The sequence below is a fragment of the Streptomyces sp. NPDC046977 genome (assembly GCF_040644455.1).
In the GTDB taxonomy this organism is placed as follows: domain Bacteria; phylum Actinomycetota; class Actinomycetes; order Streptomycetales; family Streptomycetaceae; genus Actinacidiphila.
On the sequence record NZ_JBEYWO010000005.1, the window covers coordinates 391,578 to 407,869 of the forward strand.

The window sequence follows — 16,292 nt, forward strand, 5'->3', positions numbered from 1 at the left end:
GGCCGCGACGCCCGGGGCGGTACGGCGAAGGCCCCGGCCGGTCCGGGGACTCGGTCGGGGCCTTCGGTGCGCGGGGTCAGTTCGGCGCGGGCTCCCCGCCGATCGCGCAGGCCTGGCAGGGCGGCCGCCCGCAGGTGCACTGGGTGATCGCCGCCAGCACACCGTGATCGTGGTAGAGGCACTCGTCCCGGCAGGTGTGGCGGGGGATGAAGCCGGCCTGGATCTCGCCGGGCCACGGCTCGTGCCCCTCGCGGCAGCGGGCGAACCGCTCCGGGTCGGTGGCGTGCAGCTCGCGCATCGCGGTGCGGGCCTCCTGCTCGAGCTCGCGCACCCGCGTCACCAGGGTCTTGAGCTCGGCGGCGATGCCGGCGTAGTGGTCGGCCCCGGTCCGTACATGGGCCGCCCGCAGCGCCATCGCGGCGTTGCCGAGGAAGCGGCCGGCGTCCTGGAGGTCGGTCACGTGGTGCAGCTGAATGCCCGTCACGCCCCGGACCCACACGGCGTCCATCGTCACGTCTCCACCTTTCCGGCGTTCATCGGTGATCCGCACGCCGTAGTCACCGCGTTTCTCGGGAAAGCGGCCGGATATCGACGCTAAATGCGGGGGCGGAACGCGTCCAGGAAAAGCTCAGTGAATCGCCTCACAAGGCTGCGAAGCGCAGGCGCAACGGCTCCCGGTGCCGGGGTCCGCGGAATGTGCGGTGGTGGTCACGCGGAGCCACGGCCGACCGTGGCGAACAGGGCCGAAAGTCCCTGAAAACAGGGGCAAAGGGCGTCGCAGAATCCTCATGCGTCACCTTGACAACGGTGTTGCCGTGACGTCTCCTGGAATGAGGGATCGTTCCCCGGCGGACGTCGTGGAAATGGGCGACGACGCCGAGGTCGGCCGAAGTGCGCCGTTTCACGGAGGCAACTGCATGGCGACCTATGAATACGTTTGCGACCACTGCGGTCCTTTCGAGGTGAGGCTCGCGATCGGCACCGCGCCCGACGGGCACGGCTGCCCCGCGTGCGCGGGCCCGGCGCGGCGGGTCTTCTCCGCGCCCTCGCTCGCCGCGACGCCGCCGTCGGCCCGTTCCCTCAGGGAACGGGAGGAGCGGTCCCGCGAAGCCCCGGACGTCGTGTCCGCCGTGCCGTCCCGCCCGCGCCGCCGGCCGGAGCCGGCGCCGCATCCCGCGCTCTCGCGGCTGCCCCGCCCCTGACGGGGGCGGTTCCCGTCCCCACACGTACCTGGGAGGTGCGTCCCCGTGTCGAACGTGGGACTGCTCTTCGTCGGTGCGGTCCTGTTCATGAACGGCCTGCTGCTCCTGGGAAAAGCCGACCCCAGGTCCGCGGGGGTGTTCAACCTCTTCATCGGCGCACTGCAGGTCCTCACCCCGACCTATCTCATCTTCACGGCCGGCAATGACCCGGACAAGATTCTCGCGGCGTCCGGCATCTATCTGTTCGGATTCACCTACCTCTACGTGGGCATCGTCCTGCTCACCGGCATGGACAACATCTGCGTCGGCCATTACTCGCTGTTCGTCGCGGTGGTGGCCCTGGGGTACTCGTTCGCCAATTTCCACCTTCTGAAGGACTACCCCTTCGGGGTGATCTGGCTGTACTGGTCATTCCTGTGGGGGCTGTTCTTCCTGCTGTTCGCTCTCCGGCGGACGGAACTCACCTCCTATGTGGGCTGGGTGACGGCCATCGAGGGCTGGATCACCGGAGTGATCCCCGCGGCACTGCTGCTGTCCGGCTACTGGAAGCACACCACGGAGATCGCCATCGCCCTGGGCGTGTTCGCCGTCGTGGTGTTCGGCGCGCTGTGGCCGCTCACCCGGAAATCGCGGCAGGCCGGCCGGATCGCCCGCGAGGCGTCCTGACCGGCCCTGTCCGGCCCGTCCGGCCCGACCGGACCTGGAGAAAGAAGAAAGACGAGGAGGGGCAGTCATGCCCGACGTAGTTTTCAGCGTCGACCAGACCAAGTCGATGCGGGAGCAGGCCACGCCAGGACACAACAGGTGGCACCCCGACATCCCGAACGTCGCCATGGTGAAGCCCGGGTCCGAGTTCCGGATGGAGTGCCGTGACTGGACCGACTGCCAGATCGGCAACAACGACTCCGCCAACGACGTCCGCGACATCGACCTGAGCCTCACGCACATGCTCAGCGGCCCGATCGGCGTGGAGGGCGCGGAACCCGGCGACCTGCTGGTCGTCGACATCCTCGACCTGGGTCCCGTACCGCAGCAGACCGGGGACGCGGCCGGGCAGGGCTGGGGCTACACCGGGATCTTCGCCAAGGTCAACGGCGGCGGTTTCCTGACCGACTACTTCCCGGACGCCTACAAGGCCGTGTGGGACTTCCACGGACAGCAGGCGGTCTCCCGGCACCTGCCCGGCATCCGCTTCACCGGCATCACCCATCCCGGGCTCTTCGGCACCGCACCCTCGGCCGACCTGCTCGCCCGGTGGAACGCCCGCGAGCAGGCGCTGATCGAGACCGACCCGCAGCGCGTCCCGCCGCTCGCCTACCCCCCGGAAACCCTCAACGCCCTCACCGGCACGGCCACCGGCAGCCTCGCCGCACGCATCGCGGCGGAGGGCGCCCGCACAGTTCCGGCGCGTGAGAACGGCGGCAACCACGACATCAAGAACTTCACGCGCGGCTCGCGGGTCTTCTTCCCCGTGCACGTGAAGGACGCCAAGCTCTCCGGCGGCGACCTGCACTTCAGCCAGGGCGACGGGGAGATCACCTTCTGCGGCGCCATCGAGATGGGCGGTTTCGTCGACTTCCACGTCGACCTGATCAAGGGCGGCATGGAGACGTACGGGATCTCCACCAACCCCGTCTTCATGCCCGGCAACGTCGAGCCGCGCTACTCGGACTTCCTGACCTTCATCGGGATCTCCGTCGACCAGGACACCGACACCAACTACTACCTCGACGCGACGATGGCGTACCGCCGTGCCTGCCTCAACGCCGTCGAGTACCTCAAGCGCTTCGGCTACAGCGGCGAGCAGGCCTACCTCCTGCTCGGCTCCGCCCCCATCGAGGGACGCATCAGCGGCATCGTCGACATCCCCAACGCGTGCTGCTCCCTGTACCTGCCGACCGCCATGTTCGACTTCGACGTCCGTCCGTCGGCCTCGGGCCCCGTGCGCGTCGACCGCGGCCGGGCGGCGCTGACGAGCACCTGACCCCGTCACCCCCGTCACCCCTTGCCGCACCGACGGCCCATTGCCCCGGGGGCGTGGGCCGTCGGTGTTAACGGTGCGCGCGTCCGCCGGTGCCTGCCGCCGGATCGGCCGTGCCGGGCCGAGGATTCGCCGTGGTCGAGACGTTCGCCGGGGCCCGGCGGCGGTGAGAGTTGAGGGGACGAGGATGGACAGCGCAGGACAGCCGCAGCGCAGGACGCTGCTCGCCGGCGGCCTCGTGGCCGCTGCGGGCGCGCTCACCGCGTGCTCGTCGAGCAGCAGTATCGCGCCGAGCGCGATGACGTCGTCACCCGGCGGCCAGTCCCGGCCGGCCGGCCCGTCGGAGGCCTTCCGGCGGCTGATGGACGGCAACGAGCGCTGGGTGAACGGGAACCTCCAGCACCCCGACCGCGATCCCAGCCGGCGGCAGTTCGTCGCCATGAAGCAGGAGCCCTTCGGCTCCGTCCTGTCCTGCATCGACTCCCGTGTGCCGCCCGAGCTGCTCTTCGACACCGGCCTCGGCGACCTGTTCGTGATGCGGACCGGCGGGCAGGCTGTCGGCCCCGTGGTCACCGGCTCCGTGGAGTACGGGCCGATGACCGGCGGGACCCCGCTGGTCGTCGTCCTCGGCCATCAGCGGTGCGGTGCGATCGAGGCGGCGTACAAGGCCATGCACGACGGGAAGTCGCTGCCCGGCAATCTGGAGGCGATCTCCCGGGCCCTGCGTCCCGCGTACGAGCAGACGGTCAAGGAGGGCGGTTCCGATCCGGTCGAGGCGATGACCCGGGCCCAGATCAGGATCACCGCGGATGGCCTGCGGACCAATCGCGACCTGGCGCCCCTGGTGAAGAAGGGCTCCCTCGCCGTGGTCGGCGCGTACTACTCGCTCGACACCGGGAAGGTGCAGGTCCTCACCGGCGCACCGTCCTGACCGCGACCGGGTGCGGGGTCAACCGCCCTGCGGGAACGCCGTCTCCAGGGCCTTGGTGACGGCGGCGAGCGTGCCGTCCGAGGGGGCGCGCATGCAGACGGAGACCGACACCTCGAAGGGCTTGTCGAAGGGGGCCGAACGGCCGTGGCCCCAGCCGGTGGTCCCCGTAGTGCCCCTCAGTACGCGGCAGCCCTTCCCGGCGGGGGCGGCGCCTCCCATCCGGAGCGGCGTCGTGTCGCTCGTCCCGCCCGCCCCGTCGTACCGGAAGAGCATCAGGACGCCGCCCTCGTCCAGTGACGCCAAGGGCGCGCAGTCGGCGAGCACTTGGTCCGCGGAACCGCCGCATACGGCGTGCGCCGGCGCGGTCAGGGGCTGCGAGGAGACGTAACCGACCCGGTTCCCCTTCGGGTCGGTGACGTCCAGCGCCCGCCAGCCGCGCGGCACCCGCAGCGTCAGCCCGGACAGCACCGGCAGGCGGACGGTCGTGAGCCCGGGGTCACGGGTCGCCGAGGGGGACAGCGCGGGCGCCGAGGACGCCGGAGGGGGCGGCCCCGCGGGTGTCGCGCGGTCCGTCACGACCTGCGGCGAACCCGGTCCCGGCAGGACGACGGCCAGGGCCGCGGCGGCGGCCAGCGAGGCGGCCGCTCCGATCGCCGCGCCGCGCCGCCGCCGGCGCCGCCGGATCCGCAGCCGGACCCGGACCAGCCGGTCGGCGGGCGTGGCCGGCTGCGGCACCGTGTCCCTCAGGAGGAGCCGTACGGCCCGTTCCGCCTCGTTCCACCGCTTGTCGTCGGCCGTGGCCCGCATCCGCCTCACTCCCCTCCGCCGCTCGCAAGTGCCCACGCTCGCCTCAACCGGGCGGAACCCCTTTTCGGTTGCCCTGCGGACTCCGCGGCGCATTCAGGGGCGTTCACGCCCGCGCGTGCTGTGATGTGCGCCACATCGGCGGCGGAGGCTACGCCCCGCCCGGCGGTCCACCCGGTTCAGAGAGCGACGGGGTCGACCACCCCGCGCCGAGCGTCTCCGAACGAAGTGATGGAACGACATGGCTCTCATGCTCAGGACCCGCGGCGTCTGGCCGACGGTGGCCGCGGCCGCCGCGCTGGCGCTGTCCGGATGCTCCCAGGGCGACGGCGACCCCGCCTCCGCCGCTGCCTCCGCGGGAGCGGCGTCCTCCGCCACCACGCCGGCCGCCGCGTCGACGGCCCCTGCCGGCGGCCAGTTGGAGATCCCCGCGGACGCGGACGAGGACACCAAGCGCTCGTACATCGCGCAGAACGCCACCGCCGCCTGCATGCGCGCCAAGGGATTCACCTACACCCCGCACGTGACGGACTACGGTGCCGACGCCCTCAGCGCCGTCGACGGCCAGGACTACGCCCTGGCGAAGACGTTCCGCGAGAAGTACGGCTTCGGCATCTACGCCGGAGCCGTCTACCGGGACGACCCGGACGTGTGGGGCAGCAAGGCGTACAACGACCAGCAGGAGACCAGCCCGGACGAGGCCTACCTGAACGCGCTCACCCCCACGCAGCGGAAGGCCTACGACCAGGCGATGGGCGGCGCGCGCATGGCCTCGGGCGGCAAGAAGGAGATGAGCCCGGGGTGCGTCAAGGACGCGTACCTCAAGGCGTACGGGCCCGACAAGTCCCAGGCCGAGATCGACCGGCAGACCGCCGCCGACCAGGAGCAGGACCGGCAGGCGCACCAGGCCCTCGACGGCGACCCCCAACTGGTGTCGCTGGCGCAGAAGTTCGCCGGCTGCCTGCGCGGAGAGGGCATCCCGGTCACCACGACGCAGCCGACCTCCATCGGGGACATGGTGAAGTTCCAGGTGAGCGCCCAGATGCCGATGGACGGCGTGCTGAGCCTGGACAAGGGCACCGCCCTCACCAGGCTCACCCGTGAGATCGACCTCGCCAAGAAGGACCTGGCCTGCGGCAAGGATTTCCGGGCCGCGTACTTCCCCGCGCTCGCCCGGCACCCCCTCTCCGGGGTCACCGGATGAGCCTCTTCCGCGGGGGCCCGGCGAACCGCGGCAGGACCGTGGCGCTGATCGTCGGGGTGGTGACGTTCGTGGGGGCGGGCGGCTGGTTCGCGGGTTCGCAGATGCAGTCGCCCGCCGACGCGGCCGCCGCGCACCAGGTGCCGAAGGCCGGTCCGGTCACCATCGCCGTGGTGCGGCAGAAACTGACCGCCAGTGTGGTGACCCAGGGCAGCGTGGAGTTCGGCGCGCCGCACGCCATCTCGCTCTCCGGGCCCGTCGGTTCCCCCGACGCCTCCGGGGACGCGCAGGCCACGGCACAGCTGGTCACCAAGCTGCCGACGGAGGGCGCCACGCTGCGCGAGGGCAGTGTGCTGATGCAGGTCAGCGGCCGTCCGGTGTTCGTACTGCGCGGCCCGGTGCCGATGTACCGCACCCTGGGCCCGGGCATGTCGGGCGACGACGTACGCCAGTTGCAGGGCGCCCTGCGCAGGCTCGGCCACGACCCGGGGGCCGTCAGCGGCAACTACCGGCAGGGCACGGCGGCGGCGGTGAACCACTGGTACGAGAGCAAGGGGTACACGCCGCTGGAGCCCGGGGCGGCCGACGCGTCGCGGCTCGGCGACCTTCAGGCGGCGGTGTCGCAGGCGCAACTGGCCCTGCTGTCCGCGCGGAACGGCGGCGGCACGGGTTCCGGGTCCGGGTCCGGGGCCGGGTCGGGGTCCGACGCCGCGACCCGCGCCCTGGAACTGCACGCCGCGCAGCAGCAGTTGAACCAGGCGAACGCGGCGCTCAGCGCGTTCACCGCCGGCTACGGCACGAAGGTGCCGGCGGGCGAGGTCGTCTTCCTGCCGGACCTGCCGGTACGGGTCGACAAGGTCAAGGCGCGTCTCGGGGCCGCCCCGGACGGCGAGGTCGCCACCGTGACGAGCGCCGACGTGGTGGTGCAGGCGGTGGTGCCGGGAACGGACGGTGCCGCGCTGCGCAAGGGCATGGCGGCGCGGATCGAGACGGGCGACGGCACGCGCGTGAACGGGGTCGTGTCCCGGGTCGGCGGCCCGGGCGCCCCGGCGGGCGACACAACCGGCGACGCCGAGAAGGGCGCCGGCGGCGAGGCGGACGCGGGCGACGGTGGCGGAAGCGCCCCCGGCGACCCGTCCGCCCCGGTCCCGGTGGTGATCTCGGTACCCGATCCCGGGACGCTGCGGAACCAGGCGGGCCTCTCCGCCAAGGTGACCGTCGACGTGGGCGCCTCCAAGGGGGCCGTGCTGGTCGTGCCCCTGGCCGCGGTCCGCACGTCCGCCGACGGGCAGGCCAGGGTCGGGGTGCTGCGGGCCGGCAAGGTCGTCGACGTGCGCGTGACCGTGGGGCTGTCCGCGGCCGGGCTGGTCGCGGTGACGGCCGACGGCGGCTCGCTGGACGAGGGCGACCAAGTGGTGGTCGGCACGTGAGGCGCGAGCCCGCAGCAACGGACGTACCGGACGCACCGGACGTACCGGACTCGGACACCGTGATCCGGCTGGACGCGCTCAGCCGGGTCTTCGACTCCGAACCGCCCGTGCACGCCCTGCGCGAGGTGGAACTGACGGTCCGCCGCGGTGAGCACCTGTCGATCGTCGGCCCCTCGGGGTCGGGGAAGTCCACGCTGCTCAACACCCTCGGGCTGCTGGACCGGCCGACGTCGGGGAACTACTGGCTCGACGGCGTCCTCACAGGCGGCCTCGGCGACCGCGAGCGGACCGCGCTGCGCGGCAGCCGCATCGGTTTCGTCTTCCAGTCCTTCCACCTGCTGCCCTACCGGACCGTGGACGAGAACGTCATGCTCGCCGAGACCTACCGGGCCCCCCGGCCGGGCCGCGAGCGCCGCACCCGGGCCGACCGCGCCCGGCAGGCCCTCACCCGGGTCGGCCTCGGGCACCGCACCGGCTTCCTGCCCGGGAGGCTGTCCGGCGGCGAACGGCAACGGGTGGCCATCGCCCGCGCCCTGATGGGCGAGCCCGCCCTGCTGCTGTGCGACGAGCCGACGGGCAACCTCGACAGCGAGAACACCGAGTCGGTGCTGGAGCTGTTCGCCGAACTCCAGGCGCAGGGCATGACGCTGCTGGTGATCACGCACGACGAGTCCGTGAGCCGGCGCGCCGGGCGGCGGGTGCGGATCCACGACGGCCGGCTGAGTCAGGAGAGCACATGACGACCGGCACGGGAGCGGACACCGCTCAGCCCCGCCCCCGCGGCCGTCGCCGCGCGCGCCGCGCGGAGCGCCCCTGGATCGACCCGCGGGACCTGTGGTCGGAGTCGCTGGCCGGCGTGCTCGCCCGCCCGGTCCGCTCCGCCCTCACCACGCTGGGCACGGTGCTCGGCATCGGCACGCTGGTGATCACGATCGGTGTGGCGTCGACGGCGGCGAACCAGATCGTCGGCCGCTTCGACGCCCTGACCGCCACCTCGGTGAGCGTTGTCGTACCCGCCCCGGCGCCGGGCTCGACCGACCCCGCGCTGGTGGGGTGGCGGGGCGTCGACGCGGTGGAGCGCCTCGCCGGGGTGGAGTCGGCCGCCGCCCTGTCGGACTCCCAGAGCACCGCGAACGTCCAGGTACGGGCGAACGACGTGGTCGCCCCGGGCGAACTGAGCGGGCAGACCCTCGCCGTAGTCGCCGCCGGCCCGTCGCTGCCCGCGGCGGTGCGCGGCACCATGGCCACCGGCCGGTTCTACGACGCGGGGGACATCGCCCGCCACGAGCGGGTGGCGGTCCTCGGCGACCAGGCGGCCCGGCTGCTCGGCATCGGCGACGTCCGGCACGCCCCCGCGGTCTTCTTCGAGGGCCAGTCGTTCACCGTGATCGGTGTCCTCGGCGGCTTCCGCCGCGAGCAGCGGCTGTCCACCTCGGTGATCCTGCCGCCCACCACGGCGGCCGACCGCATGGGCCTGAAGGACGTGACCCGCGTCCTGGTGAACACCTCGCTCGGCGCGGCCCGGCAGGTCGCCCGGCAGGCGCCGATCGCCCTCGCGCCCGGTCACGAGGACGCCCTCACGGTGGTCGCCCCGCCCGATCTGTCGAAGGCCCGCAAGGGCGTGCAGGGCGACGTCGACGGCCTGTTCCTGGTGCTCGGGCTCGTCTCGCTGGTCGTCGGCGCCATCGGCATCGCCAATGTGACCCTGGTCACGGTGATGGAACGCGTCGGCGAGATCGGCCTGCGCCGCGCCCTGGGGGCCTCCCGGCGCCAGGTGGCCGGGCAGTTCCTGGCGGAGTCGACCACCATCGGGCTGCTCGGCGGTGTGGTCGGGGCCGCCCTGGGCGTGGTCGTTGTGGTCGTCGTGGCGGCCGTGAAGCACTGGACCCCGGTGCTCGACCTGCGCCTCGCGCTCGGCGCCCCGGTCGCCGGCGCCCTCGTCGGGCTCCTCGCGGGTCTCTACCCGTCGCTGCGGGCGGCCCGGATGGAACCCGTGGACGCCCTGCGCGCGCCCTCCTGAGCGGTGTGCGCCGGGCCGGGCCGCCGACCCGGCGTGGGTCTGTCGCTCACAGCCGGTCGGTGAGGCCGAGCAGGGCCGACGCCTCCTCCAGGGGACTTGGGGCGCTCTCGGCCTCGGGGGCCGTCCGGCAGGTGAAACCGAGACGGGTCATGGCCCGGGTCACCTCGGCGGCCGTGAAGTCGCGGCGGTCCTGCCGGGTGACGATCTCGCCCACCTGCTTCACGGGGTACTGCCGACGGCCGATGATCACGGACTCGCCCGTGACCGGTTCGGGCTTGACGCCCTTCATCGACGCCAGCACTCCGCTCTTGGTCAGTTCGAACGGGAAACGGGCGATGACGCAGCGCATGGTGCCTCTCAGGGGGAGGGAACGGGTCCGGACGGAAGGGGAATGCCCGCGGCGGCGCACCGCACGGAGAATCGCCGCAACGGGCCGGAAAGGCGGCGGAGGCGGCCGGCGCGATCCCCGGGAGAAAGCGGTCCGGGCACCGCGCGGAAAATCCCGGCGGCGCGCGTACGCGATGCCGGGGGAGAAATCCTTCGTACGGCGGGTCTGCCGGGCCGGTGAATTGCCGCTGCCCCGGCCGGGCCCCGGCAGGCAACACGCCGGGGCCCGCACCCCTCGGTGCGGGCCCCGGCGGCGGACTGCGGCGCGGTGATCAGGCCGGAACGATGTTCTCGGCCGTCGGGCCCTTCTGGCCCTGCGCGATGTCGAAGCTCACCTTCTGGCCTTCCAGCAGCTCGCGGAAACCCTGGGCGGAGATGTTCGAGTAGTGGGCGAACACGTCCGGCCCGCCGCCGTCCTGCTCGATGAACCCGAAGCCCTTTTCCGCGTTGAACCACTTGACGGTGCCAGTAGTCATGTGACCGATCTCCTTCGGGCGGTGCCCGGAATCCGCACTGTGCGGACCCCACGTCGCGGTGATGAGACCCCGCCCGGGAAATGACCGAAATTCTCGGCACTTCCACCGGCGTGGAGACCGGTGAAGGCACCGGAAGTTCTCGGGTATCACAACGGCAACTGCATTCGACGGTAGCACGGAGCGACCGGTCGTGCGCGGTGGGTGAATGCGCGCCGCCCGGTGCCGCGGAAACCCCCTCCACCGCGCGCCGGATCAATTTCTCGTTCCCGGGCAGCGGATTCGGGGCGGCCCGCGGGCCCCGCCGGGGCCGTCGCGCCAGGTCGGCGGGGCAGGGGGACGTCGTCCGGACGTCTGTGCCCCGTCAGGGTGCGGGCCCGAGCCTATGCACCGGGCGTCCGCACCACGCATACTGGCGGCAATGACGAAGAGATCCGCGCCCCCGCGCCACCTGCCCACGAGTCCCTTCAAGGCGCCCGCCGAACCGGTCGTCAAGCACTTCGCCGTGGGGGACCGCGTCTCCCACGACCAGCACGGCCTGGGAAAGGTCATGGCCGAGGAAGCCGCGGGCGGGGCACTGCTCGTCGACTTCGGTTCCCAGCTGACCCGCATCGTCAGCCCCTACCAGGGCATGCACAAGCTCTGACCGACGCGACCCCTCTTTGGTGGCCCCGAGTGCCGTGGGGCCACCTTTTCGCGTGCCCCGCGGCGCCGCGCCCGGCGGTGAAACATTTCCGGGACCCCACCGCATCAATGAGGTGACAGCGGAGCCGGAGACACAGGGGCGGGCGATGGGGCAGGGGCGGGACGACGACTACGCGCAGTTCGCCGAGGCGCGCGCGGGGCACCTCTACCGTTCCGCCTGTCTGCTCACCGGCGGGGACACCCATCTCGCCGAGGACCTGGTCCAGGAAACGCTCGGCCGCCTGTACGCCGGCTGGCGACGGGTCTCCCGCGTCGGCAACCCGGCCGGTTACGCCCAGACCACCCTCACCCGCGTCTTCCTCACCCATCAGCGGCGTCGCAGCAGCAAGGAACGGGCCACCGACGTCCTTCCCGAGCTCCCCGACGCGCGGGGCGCCCACCCGGACCCGCTGCTGCGGATGACGCTGATCGAGGCCCTCGGCCAACTGCCCCCCAAGGACCGGGCCGTGGTCTTCCTGCGGTACTGGGAGGACCGCAGCATCGAGGAGACCGCCGACGTGATGGACGTCAGCTCGGCCGCGGTGCGCACGCGCTGTGTCCGCGCCCTGGCCCGCCTTCGTGTGCTGCTCGGTGACGGCATCGGCGAGTACGCCTCGCCCTGACCGGCCCGCACACCCCTCGCTTCACCGTCCGACAGCCCGACATCCCTGACATTCCGACACCCGTGCAGAAACGGCGGTTTTGCCATGCCCGTTGAAGACCCCCAGGAATCCGGCGACCACTTCGAGGAGCGGCTCGGCGCGGCCCTCTTCACTGCCAGCGGAGCCTTCGAGGCCGACCGGAGCGCCCTGACCGCCGCCGGCAGGGCGCGCGGTCGCACGCTGCTGCGGCGGCGCAGGGCCGCCGTCGCGGCCGGTGTGGCGGCGGTCGCCGTCGTCGGCGTGGGCGGGTCGCTGCTCGTGCCCACGGCCGGTGACGGGCACGGACAGCAGACCGCGGCCGCCCAGCGGACGGTCCCCTCCCCGCCCTCGAAGAGCGACGGCGAGTTCTCCGCCGCCGACATGGTGCGCACCCTCAAGGGACTGCTCCCCGCGGGGAAGGTCCGCGACGAGCAGGGGCGGGGCGTGGACGTGCGGCTCATGGCGTACGCCCAGGTCGTGTACGACGACGGCAAGGGCGGTGGCGCGGTCTCCGTCGGGCTGAACCGCGTCACCGTGGGAAGCGAGCGCCCCTCCTGCCCGGACCGGCTGCAGGTCCCTTACGACCTGTGCACCATCACGAAACTGGCCGACGGCTCCACGCTCATGCTCTACAAGGGGTACGAGTACCCGGACCGCCGGGAGGACACCAAGTACTGGCAGGCGGACCTCTTCACCCCCCAGGGCCACCACATCACCGCGATGGAGTGGAACGCCGAGGCCGAGAAGGGCGCACCGGTCTCCCGGCCCGAACCGCCCCTGACCCTGGCCCAGCTGACGAAGGTCGCCACCGCCCCGGCCTGGCGCAAGGCCGTCGACTCCGCTCCCGAGCCGTCCAAGCCCTCGCGGACCCCCGTCGCCCCGCCCGCGGAGGCGGACGGCGCCGCGGTCCGGCACACCCTGATCTCCCTGGTGCCCAAGGGGGTCGAGGTGGTCGAGAAGGGCAGCCCGCAGGACGGGTTCGCGGACCTCGTGCTCGACGACGGGAAGGGAAGGAGCCTCGTCCAGATCAACGTCCAGTCGAACATGTCGGACGTCGAGGACCAGCTCTTCGGTGCCGGCGCCGAGACCCTGCCCGACGGCACGAAGGTCGCGACGCATCAGGGGCCCGGCGAGAAGGGCGGCTCGGGGGTCGTCATGTGGACCGTCGACACGATCAGGCCCGACGGCCGGCGGGTGGTGATCAGCGCCTTCAACTCCGAGCGCCAGTCCTCCGCCGCCACCCGGGCCACCCCCGCGCTCACGATCAAGCAGCTCAAGGCGATCGCCACCAGCCCCCAGTGGAACCGGTTCGACTGAACGCCCGAGGGCGCGACCACGGCCGCGGCGGCCGTTCCGGCGGGAATCCGGGACGGCCGCTCGCCGGCACGCGGAGACCCGAGGAAGGTTCCGGCTCAGTCCCTCGCGGTGGCCGCCCGCTCCCGGGCGGCGTCCGTGCCCCAGCTCGCCAGCAGGCCCAGTGCCTCCCGCGACGCGGAGCCGGGCTCGGCGTGGTAGGCCGACAGCGATTGCTCCTGATCGTCCGGGAGCGCGAACGACTCGTAGCGCAGGGTGAGTTCACCCGCCAGCGGATGCAGCAGCCGCATACTGCCGTGCGACTTCCGCTTGACGTCGTGGGCCGCCCACAGCCTCCGGAAGTCCTCGCTCCGCAGGGAGAGCTCCCCGATCAGCGCCGCGAGCAGCGGATCGTCCGCGTGCAGGCCGGCGTCGAGTCTCAGCTGCCCGACCACGTCCGAGGCCTTGGACTCCCAGTCGGCGAAGAGCCGCCTGGCCGCCGGGTCGAGGAAGGTGATCCGGGCCCAGTTCCGCTCCTGCGGCGCCCGTGCCGCCCAGTCGCCGAAGAGGGCGGACGCCGTACCGTTCCAGGCCAGCACGTCGGTGCGGCGGCCCCAGACGTACGCGGGGACGCCCTCCAGCGCCGACACCAACTGCACCAGCGCGGGCCGCACCTGCTGGCGCCGGGCCGCGGGCGTCCGGCCGCGGTGCCTGGGTTTGGCGAGGTGCAGCAGATGGTCGTGCTCCGCGTCGGAGAGCCGCAGCGCACGGGAGATCGCGTCCAGCACCTCCACCGAGACGTTGTGGCCGTTGCCCTGTTCCAGTCGCGTGTAGTAGGCCACGGAGACCCCCGCGAGCTGCGCCAGCTCCTCCCGCCGCAGGCCCGGCACCCGGCGCCGGCCGTACTCGGCGAGCCCCACGTCGGCCGGCTTCAGCCGGGCCCTGCGGGTGCGCAGGAACTCGTTGAGCTCCGCCCGCGGGTCGAGCCGCGACTCCCCACCGCCGCGCGCGTACCCGGCGCCCGGCGCGGCTGCCGGGTCGGTGCGGGGTTCGGGGCGGGTGGCCATGCCCCCCAGTATCGCGCCGGCGCCAGGGCGGAGCCTGTCCCTGCCGGTGGTAGGCACACGAGACGTAGGCGGAGCGGGGATCTGGGTAAGCCCGCACGTCCGGAGCAGCCTGAACGCGTTCCCGGGGAAACGCCCGGGGCCACCGGGCCGGGCACCGGAGGTCCGCGAGGACCGCCGCCGCCCCGGGCCGTGTGCCGCCGCCGACCCGTACGTCCACCGCGGGCCGTACCGGGTCACCCACAGTTCATGGACACCACGAATGACGCAGACGACCACCCCCTCAGCCACGCCCGTCCGCGGGCGGGACCGCCTTCCGGGCGCGGCCCTGTTCGGCCTCTTCCTCAGCGGTTTCGTCGGCATCCTCACCGAGTGCCTGCCCGCCGGCCTGCTGCCGGAGATCAGCGGCACGCTGCACACGAGCGTCTCGCTCACCGGCCAGACCGTGACGATCTACGCCGCCGCCACCGCGATCGGCGCGATCCCGCTGACGCGGGCCACGTCGCACTGGCCGCGCAAGAACGTGCTGCTGCTCGCGCTCGCCACCGTCGCCGTCACCAACGCCCTCACCGCCGTGTCCGGCGACTACGCGCTGACCCTGGTGATCCGGTTCGTCGCCGGCCTGGGCACCGGGCTCATCTGGCCGCTCCTCGGCGGCTACGCCGCCCGGCTCGCGCCCGACGGGCGGCAGGGCCGGGCCATCGCCATCGCCCTGGCCGGGACCCCGGTGTCGCTGGCCCTGGGCATCCCTCTGGGAACCTGGCTGGGCGGCCTCGGCGGCTGGCAGATCGCCTTCCACGCGTCCGCCGCGCTCACCGCGCTGACCATGGTGTGGATCCTGGCGACACTGCCCAACCTGGACGGCCGCCCGGCGGACGAACGGCTGAGGATCTCCCGGGTCCTGGTCATCCCCGGGCTGCGCGTCATCCTGTTCGCGCTCGCCGCGTACATGATCGCGCACAACATCCTCTACACCTACATCACCGACTTCCTCCGGCACTTGGGCATGAGCGGACAGACGGGCTGGGTGCTGTTCGCCTTCGGCCTCACATCGATCCTGACCGTGGTTGTGGTCGGCACCCACATCGACCGCCACCTGCGCAGGCTCGTCGTGGGCAGCACCGCGCTCCTCGGGGCCGCCGTGCTCGTGCTGGCCGTGTTCTCCGGTCTGCCCGTGCTGGTCTACGCGGCCGCCGCGGCATGGGGCCTGGCGTTCGGCAGTTCCCCGAGCCTGTTCATCGGGGCCGTGATCAACGCGACCGGGGAGGCCGCGGACGTCGCCCAGTCGATCGCCATCACGGTCTTCTCCGCGTCCATCGCGCTCGGCGGCCTCATCGGCGGCCTCCTGGTCGCGAACCTGGGCGCCGCCTCGATCACCTGGGCGTCGCTGGCGCTCCTGATCGCCGCCGCGGCGGCCGTCGTCGGCGGCAAGCGGCACGCCTTCCCCGCGGCCGCCTGACCACGCTCGGACCTCGGTCCGGGCGCAGAGAACCCCTGTGCGGTCGCCCCAGGGGTTCTCGCGGGACCGCCATCGCCGCTAAACGGTCGCAGCCGGTTCCGCGGCTATGGCGAGTTCGACGAGCGGGGCGTCCTTCTTCGGAAGGGTCAACTCGTGAGTGCCGTCAGCCGTGGAAAGCTCGAAGAACCCCATCCTGTTGTTGAGGGGCACCTTCTTCTCGAGCGGCATGAGCCGGAAGGGACCGTTGAGCAGGGTCTCGTTCCCGGTGCGGCGCTCCCGCCAGATCATGGGCTGACCCTGGGCGACGAACAGGCTGCCGATCTTCAGGCGCTCGATCTGCTTCCCCTTGCCCACCGAGATGAGCGCCACCCCGCCGATGGTCTTGCTCAGCGAGGCCAGCTCGAAGACCTGGCCCTTGGCGAGGTCCGCGGCGTCCTTTTCCGGAGTGCGGCGCCTGACAAAGGTCAAAGCGAGGAGAAAGTCGGAGGAGTTCTTGGTGCCCGAAGCCCTGCGGGCACTCCTGGTCGTGATCACCGCGCCGATTTTGGCAGTGCGGACCCTGGCGAACAAGCCCTTCGCCGACAGCTCCGCGGACCCGTCGGGGCCCGCCCCCCCCGGGGGGGGGGGCCCCCGGGGCGGGGGGGGGGGGGGGGCCGGGGTGTTTGGCCGGGTGCCCACAACGCAAAATGGGGGGGGGGTTCCGACCAGGGGTGGGCGCCGGG

The 16,292-nt window shown here is 72.6% G+C and carries 18 protein-coding genes; 12 read left to right on the forward strand and 6 right to left on the reverse strand.

Annotated elements, in window-relative coordinates; all coding sequences use genetic code 11:
- Positions 1-76: 76 nt before the first annotated feature.
- Positions 77-508, reverse strand: a complete 432-nt coding sequence (locus ABZ883_RS11090; RefSeq protein WP_360905149.1) for a hypothetical protein — start codon at positions 506-508, stop codon at positions 77-79.
- A 409-nt stretch (positions 509-917) separates the two neighbouring features.
- On the opposite strand from ABZ883_RS11090, the gene ABZ883_RS11095 reads away from it, so the two are divergent.
- The 4 genes from ABZ883_RS11095 to ABZ883_RS11110 all read left to right on the forward strand — a co-directional run bounded on the left by ABZ883_RS11095 (position 918) and on the right by ABZ883_RS11110 (position 4,114).
- A complete protein-coding gene (locus ABZ883_RS11095; protein ID WP_360905070.1) occupies positions 918-1,202 on the forward strand; it encodes an FmdB family zinc ribbon protein in 285 nt (94 codons plus the stop codon).
- Between the two features lie 45 nt (positions 1,203-1,247).
- Positions 1,248-1,868, forward strand: a complete 621-nt coding sequence (locus ABZ883_RS11100; RefSeq protein ID WP_360905073.1) for an AmiS/UreI family transporter — start codon at positions 1,248-1,250, stop codon at positions 1,866-1,868.
- A 67-nt stretch (positions 1,869-1,935) separates the two neighbouring features.
- On the forward strand, positions 1,936-3,186 hold the full coding sequence (fmdA, locus tag ABZ883_RS11105; RefSeq protein ID WP_360905076.1) for a formamidase: 1,251 nt from the start codon (positions 1,936-1,938) through the stop codon (positions 3,184-3,186).
- A gap of 184 nt (positions 3,187-3,370) precedes the next feature.
- Positions 3,371-4,114, forward strand: a complete 744-nt coding sequence (locus tag ABZ883_RS11110; protein ID WP_360905079.1) for a carbonic anhydrase — start codon at positions 3,371-3,373, stop codon at positions 4,112-4,114.
- An 18-nt stretch (positions 4,115-4,132) separates the two neighbouring features.
- Here ABZ883_RS11110 and ABZ883_RS11115 read toward each other — a convergent pair whose 3' ends face one another.
- Entirely contained in the window at positions 4,133-4,921 is a 789-nt protein-coding gene (locus ABZ883_RS11115) for a hypothetical protein (protein ID WP_360905082.1), read from the reverse strand.
- 238 nt (positions 4,922-5,159) lie between these two features.
- Here ABZ883_RS11115 and ABZ883_RS11120 point away from each other — a divergent pair, with 238 nt between their 5' ends.
- The 4 genes from ABZ883_RS11120 to ABZ883_RS11135 are packed head-to-tail and all read left to right on the forward strand — an operon-like array spanning position 5,160 to position 9,569.
- Positions 5,160-6,122 (forward strand): hypothetical protein, encoded by a 963-nt coding sequence (locus tag ABZ883_RS11120; protein WP_360905085.1) that lies wholly within the window; start codon positions 5,160-5,162, stop codon positions 6,120-6,122.
- On the forward strand, positions 6,119-7,549 hold the full coding sequence (locus ABZ883_RS11125; protein WP_360905088.1) for a peptidoglycan-binding protein: 1,431 nt from the start codon (positions 6,119-6,121) through the stop codon (positions 7,547-7,549). Before ABZ883_RS11120 ends, ABZ883_RS11125 begins: the two co-directional genes overlap by 4 nt.
- Positions 7,550-7,608: 59 nt before the next feature.
- Entirely contained in the window at positions 7,609-8,289 is a 681-nt protein-coding gene (locus ABZ883_RS11130; RefSeq protein ID WP_360905152.1) for an ABC transporter ATP-binding protein, read from the forward strand.
- Positions 8,286-9,569, forward strand: a complete 1,284-nt coding sequence (locus ABZ883_RS11135; RefSeq protein WP_360905091.1) for an ABC transporter permease — start codon at positions 8,286-8,288, stop codon at positions 9,567-9,569. Before ABZ883_RS11130 ends, ABZ883_RS11135 begins: the two co-directional genes overlap by 4 nt.
- A gap of 46 nt (positions 9,570-9,615) precedes the next feature.
- Here the strand turns inward: ABZ883_RS11135 and ABZ883_RS11140 are convergent, their stop codons facing one another.
- Both ABZ883_RS11140 and ABZ883_RS11145 read right to left on the reverse strand, forming a co-directional pair.
- Positions 9,616-9,918, reverse strand: a complete 303-nt coding sequence (locus ABZ883_RS11140) for an SCO5918 family protein (RefSeq protein ID WP_360905094.1) — start codon at positions 9,916-9,918, stop codon at positions 9,616-9,618.
- 310 nt (positions 9,919-10,228) lie between these two features.
- Positions 10,229-10,432, reverse strand: coding sequence for a cold-shock protein (locus tag ABZ883_RS11145; protein ID WP_360905096.1), 204 nt, complete (start codon positions 10,430-10,432; stop codon positions 10,229-10,231).
- 418 nt (positions 10,433-10,850) lie between these two features.
- On the opposite strand from ABZ883_RS11145, the gene ABZ883_RS11150 reads away from it, so the two are divergent.
- The 3 genes from ABZ883_RS11150 (at position 10,851) to ABZ883_RS11160 (ending at position 13,071) form a co-directional block, all read left to right on the forward strand.
- The gene (locus ABZ883_RS11150) at positions 10,851-11,075 is read left to right on the forward strand and encodes a hypothetical protein (protein ID WP_360905099.1); all 225 of its coding nucleotides are present in this window, start codon (positions 10,851-10,853) and stop codon (positions 11,073-11,075) included.
- Positions 11,076-11,220: 145 nt separating this feature from the next.
- Positions 11,221-11,736, forward strand: coding sequence for a SigE family RNA polymerase sigma factor (locus tag ABZ883_RS11155; RefSeq protein ID WP_360905102.1), 516 nt, complete (start codon positions 11,221-11,223; stop codon positions 11,734-11,736).
- Positions 11,737-11,820: 84 nt separating this feature from the next.
- A complete protein-coding gene (locus ABZ883_RS11160; protein ID WP_360905104.1) occupies positions 11,821-13,071 on the forward strand; it encodes a hypothetical protein in 1,251 nt (416 codons plus the stop codon).
- A 95-nt stretch (positions 13,072-13,166) separates the two neighbouring features.
- Here the strand turns inward: ABZ883_RS11160 and ABZ883_RS11165 are convergent, their stop codons facing one another.
- On the reverse strand, positions 13,167-14,114 hold the full coding sequence (locus ABZ883_RS11165; RefSeq protein WP_360905106.1) for a helix-turn-helix transcriptional regulator: 948 nt from the start codon (positions 14,112-14,114) through the stop codon (positions 13,167-13,169).
- A 259-nt stretch (positions 14,115-14,373) separates the two neighbouring features.
- Here ABZ883_RS11165 and ABZ883_RS11170 point away from each other — a divergent pair, with 259 nt between their 5' ends.
- On the forward strand, positions 14,374-15,570 hold the full coding sequence (locus tag ABZ883_RS11170) for an MFS transporter (RefSeq protein WP_360905108.1): 1,197 nt from the start codon (positions 14,374-14,376) through the stop codon (positions 15,568-15,570).
- 78 nt (positions 15,571-15,648) lie between these two features.
- On the opposite strand, the gene ABZ883_RS11175 is transcribed toward ABZ883_RS11170, so the two are convergent.
- The gene (locus tag ABZ883_RS11175) at positions 15,649-16,104 is read right to left on the reverse strand and encodes a hypothetical protein (RefSeq protein WP_360905110.1); all 456 of its coding nucleotides are present in this window, start codon (positions 16,102-16,104) and stop codon (positions 15,649-15,651) included.
- Positions 16,105-16,292: the final 188 nt, after the last annotated feature.

Bases quoted from the DNA above. Each gene is read 5' to 3' on its own strand.
- ABZ883_RS11140 (WP_360905094.1), bottom strand. From the start codon at position 9,918: ATGCGCTGCGTCATCGCCCGTTTCCCGTTCGAACTGACCAAGAGCGGA.
- fmdA (WP_360905076.1), top strand. From the start codon at position 1,936: ATGCCCGACGTAGTTTTCAGCGTCGACCAGACCAAGTCGATGCGGGAG.
- ABZ883_RS11150 (WP_360905099.1), top strand. From the start codon at position 10,851: ATGACGAAGAGATCCGCGCCCCCGCGCCACCTGCCCACGAGTCCCTTC.
- ABZ883_RS11090 (WP_360905149.1), bottom strand. From the start codon at position 508: ATGGACGCCGTGTGGGTCCGGGGCGTGACGGGCATTCAGCTGCACCAC.
- ABZ883_RS11160 (WP_360905104.1), top strand. From the start codon at position 11,821: ATGCCCGTTGAAGACCCCCAGGAATCCGGCGACCACTTCGAGGAGCGG.
- ABZ883_RS11110 (WP_360905079.1), top strand. From the start codon at position 3,371: ATGGACAGCGCAGGACAGCCGCAGCGCAGGACGCTGCTCGCCGGCGGC.
- ABZ883_RS11165 (WP_360905106.1), bottom strand. From the start codon at position 14,114: ATGGCCACCCGCCCCGAACCCCGCACCGACCCGGCAGCCGCGCCGGGC.
- ABZ883_RS11095 (WP_360905070.1), top strand. From the start codon at position 918: ATGGCGACCTATGAATACGTTTGCGACCACTGCGGTCCTTTCGAGGTG.
- ABZ883_RS11155 (WP_360905102.1), top strand. From the start codon at position 11,221: ATGGGGCAGGGGCGGGACGACGACTACGCGCAGTTCGCCGAGGCGCGC.
- ABZ883_RS11170 (WP_360905108.1), top strand. From the start codon at position 14,374: ATGACGCAGACGACCACCCCCTCAGCCACGCCCGTCCGCGGGCGGGAC.
- ABZ883_RS11145 (WP_360905096.1), bottom strand. From the start codon at position 10,432: ATGACTACTGGCACCGTCAAGTGGTTCAACGCGGAAAAGGGCTTCGGG.
- ABZ883_RS11135 (WP_360905091.1), top strand. From the start codon at position 8,286: ATGACGACCGGCACGGGAGCGGACACCGCTCAGCCCCGCCCCCGCGGC.
- ABZ883_RS11115 (WP_360905082.1), bottom strand. From the start codon at position 4,921: ATGCGGGCCACGGCCGACGACAAGCGGTGGAACGAGGCGGAACGGGCC.
- ABZ883_RS11125 (WP_360905088.1), top strand. From the start codon at position 6,119: ATGAGCCTCTTCCGCGGGGGCCCGGCGAACCGCGGCAGGACCGTGGCG.
- ABZ883_RS11120 (WP_360905085.1), top strand. From the start codon at position 5,160: ATGGCTCTCATGCTCAGGACCCGCGGCGTCTGGCCGACGGTGGCCGCG.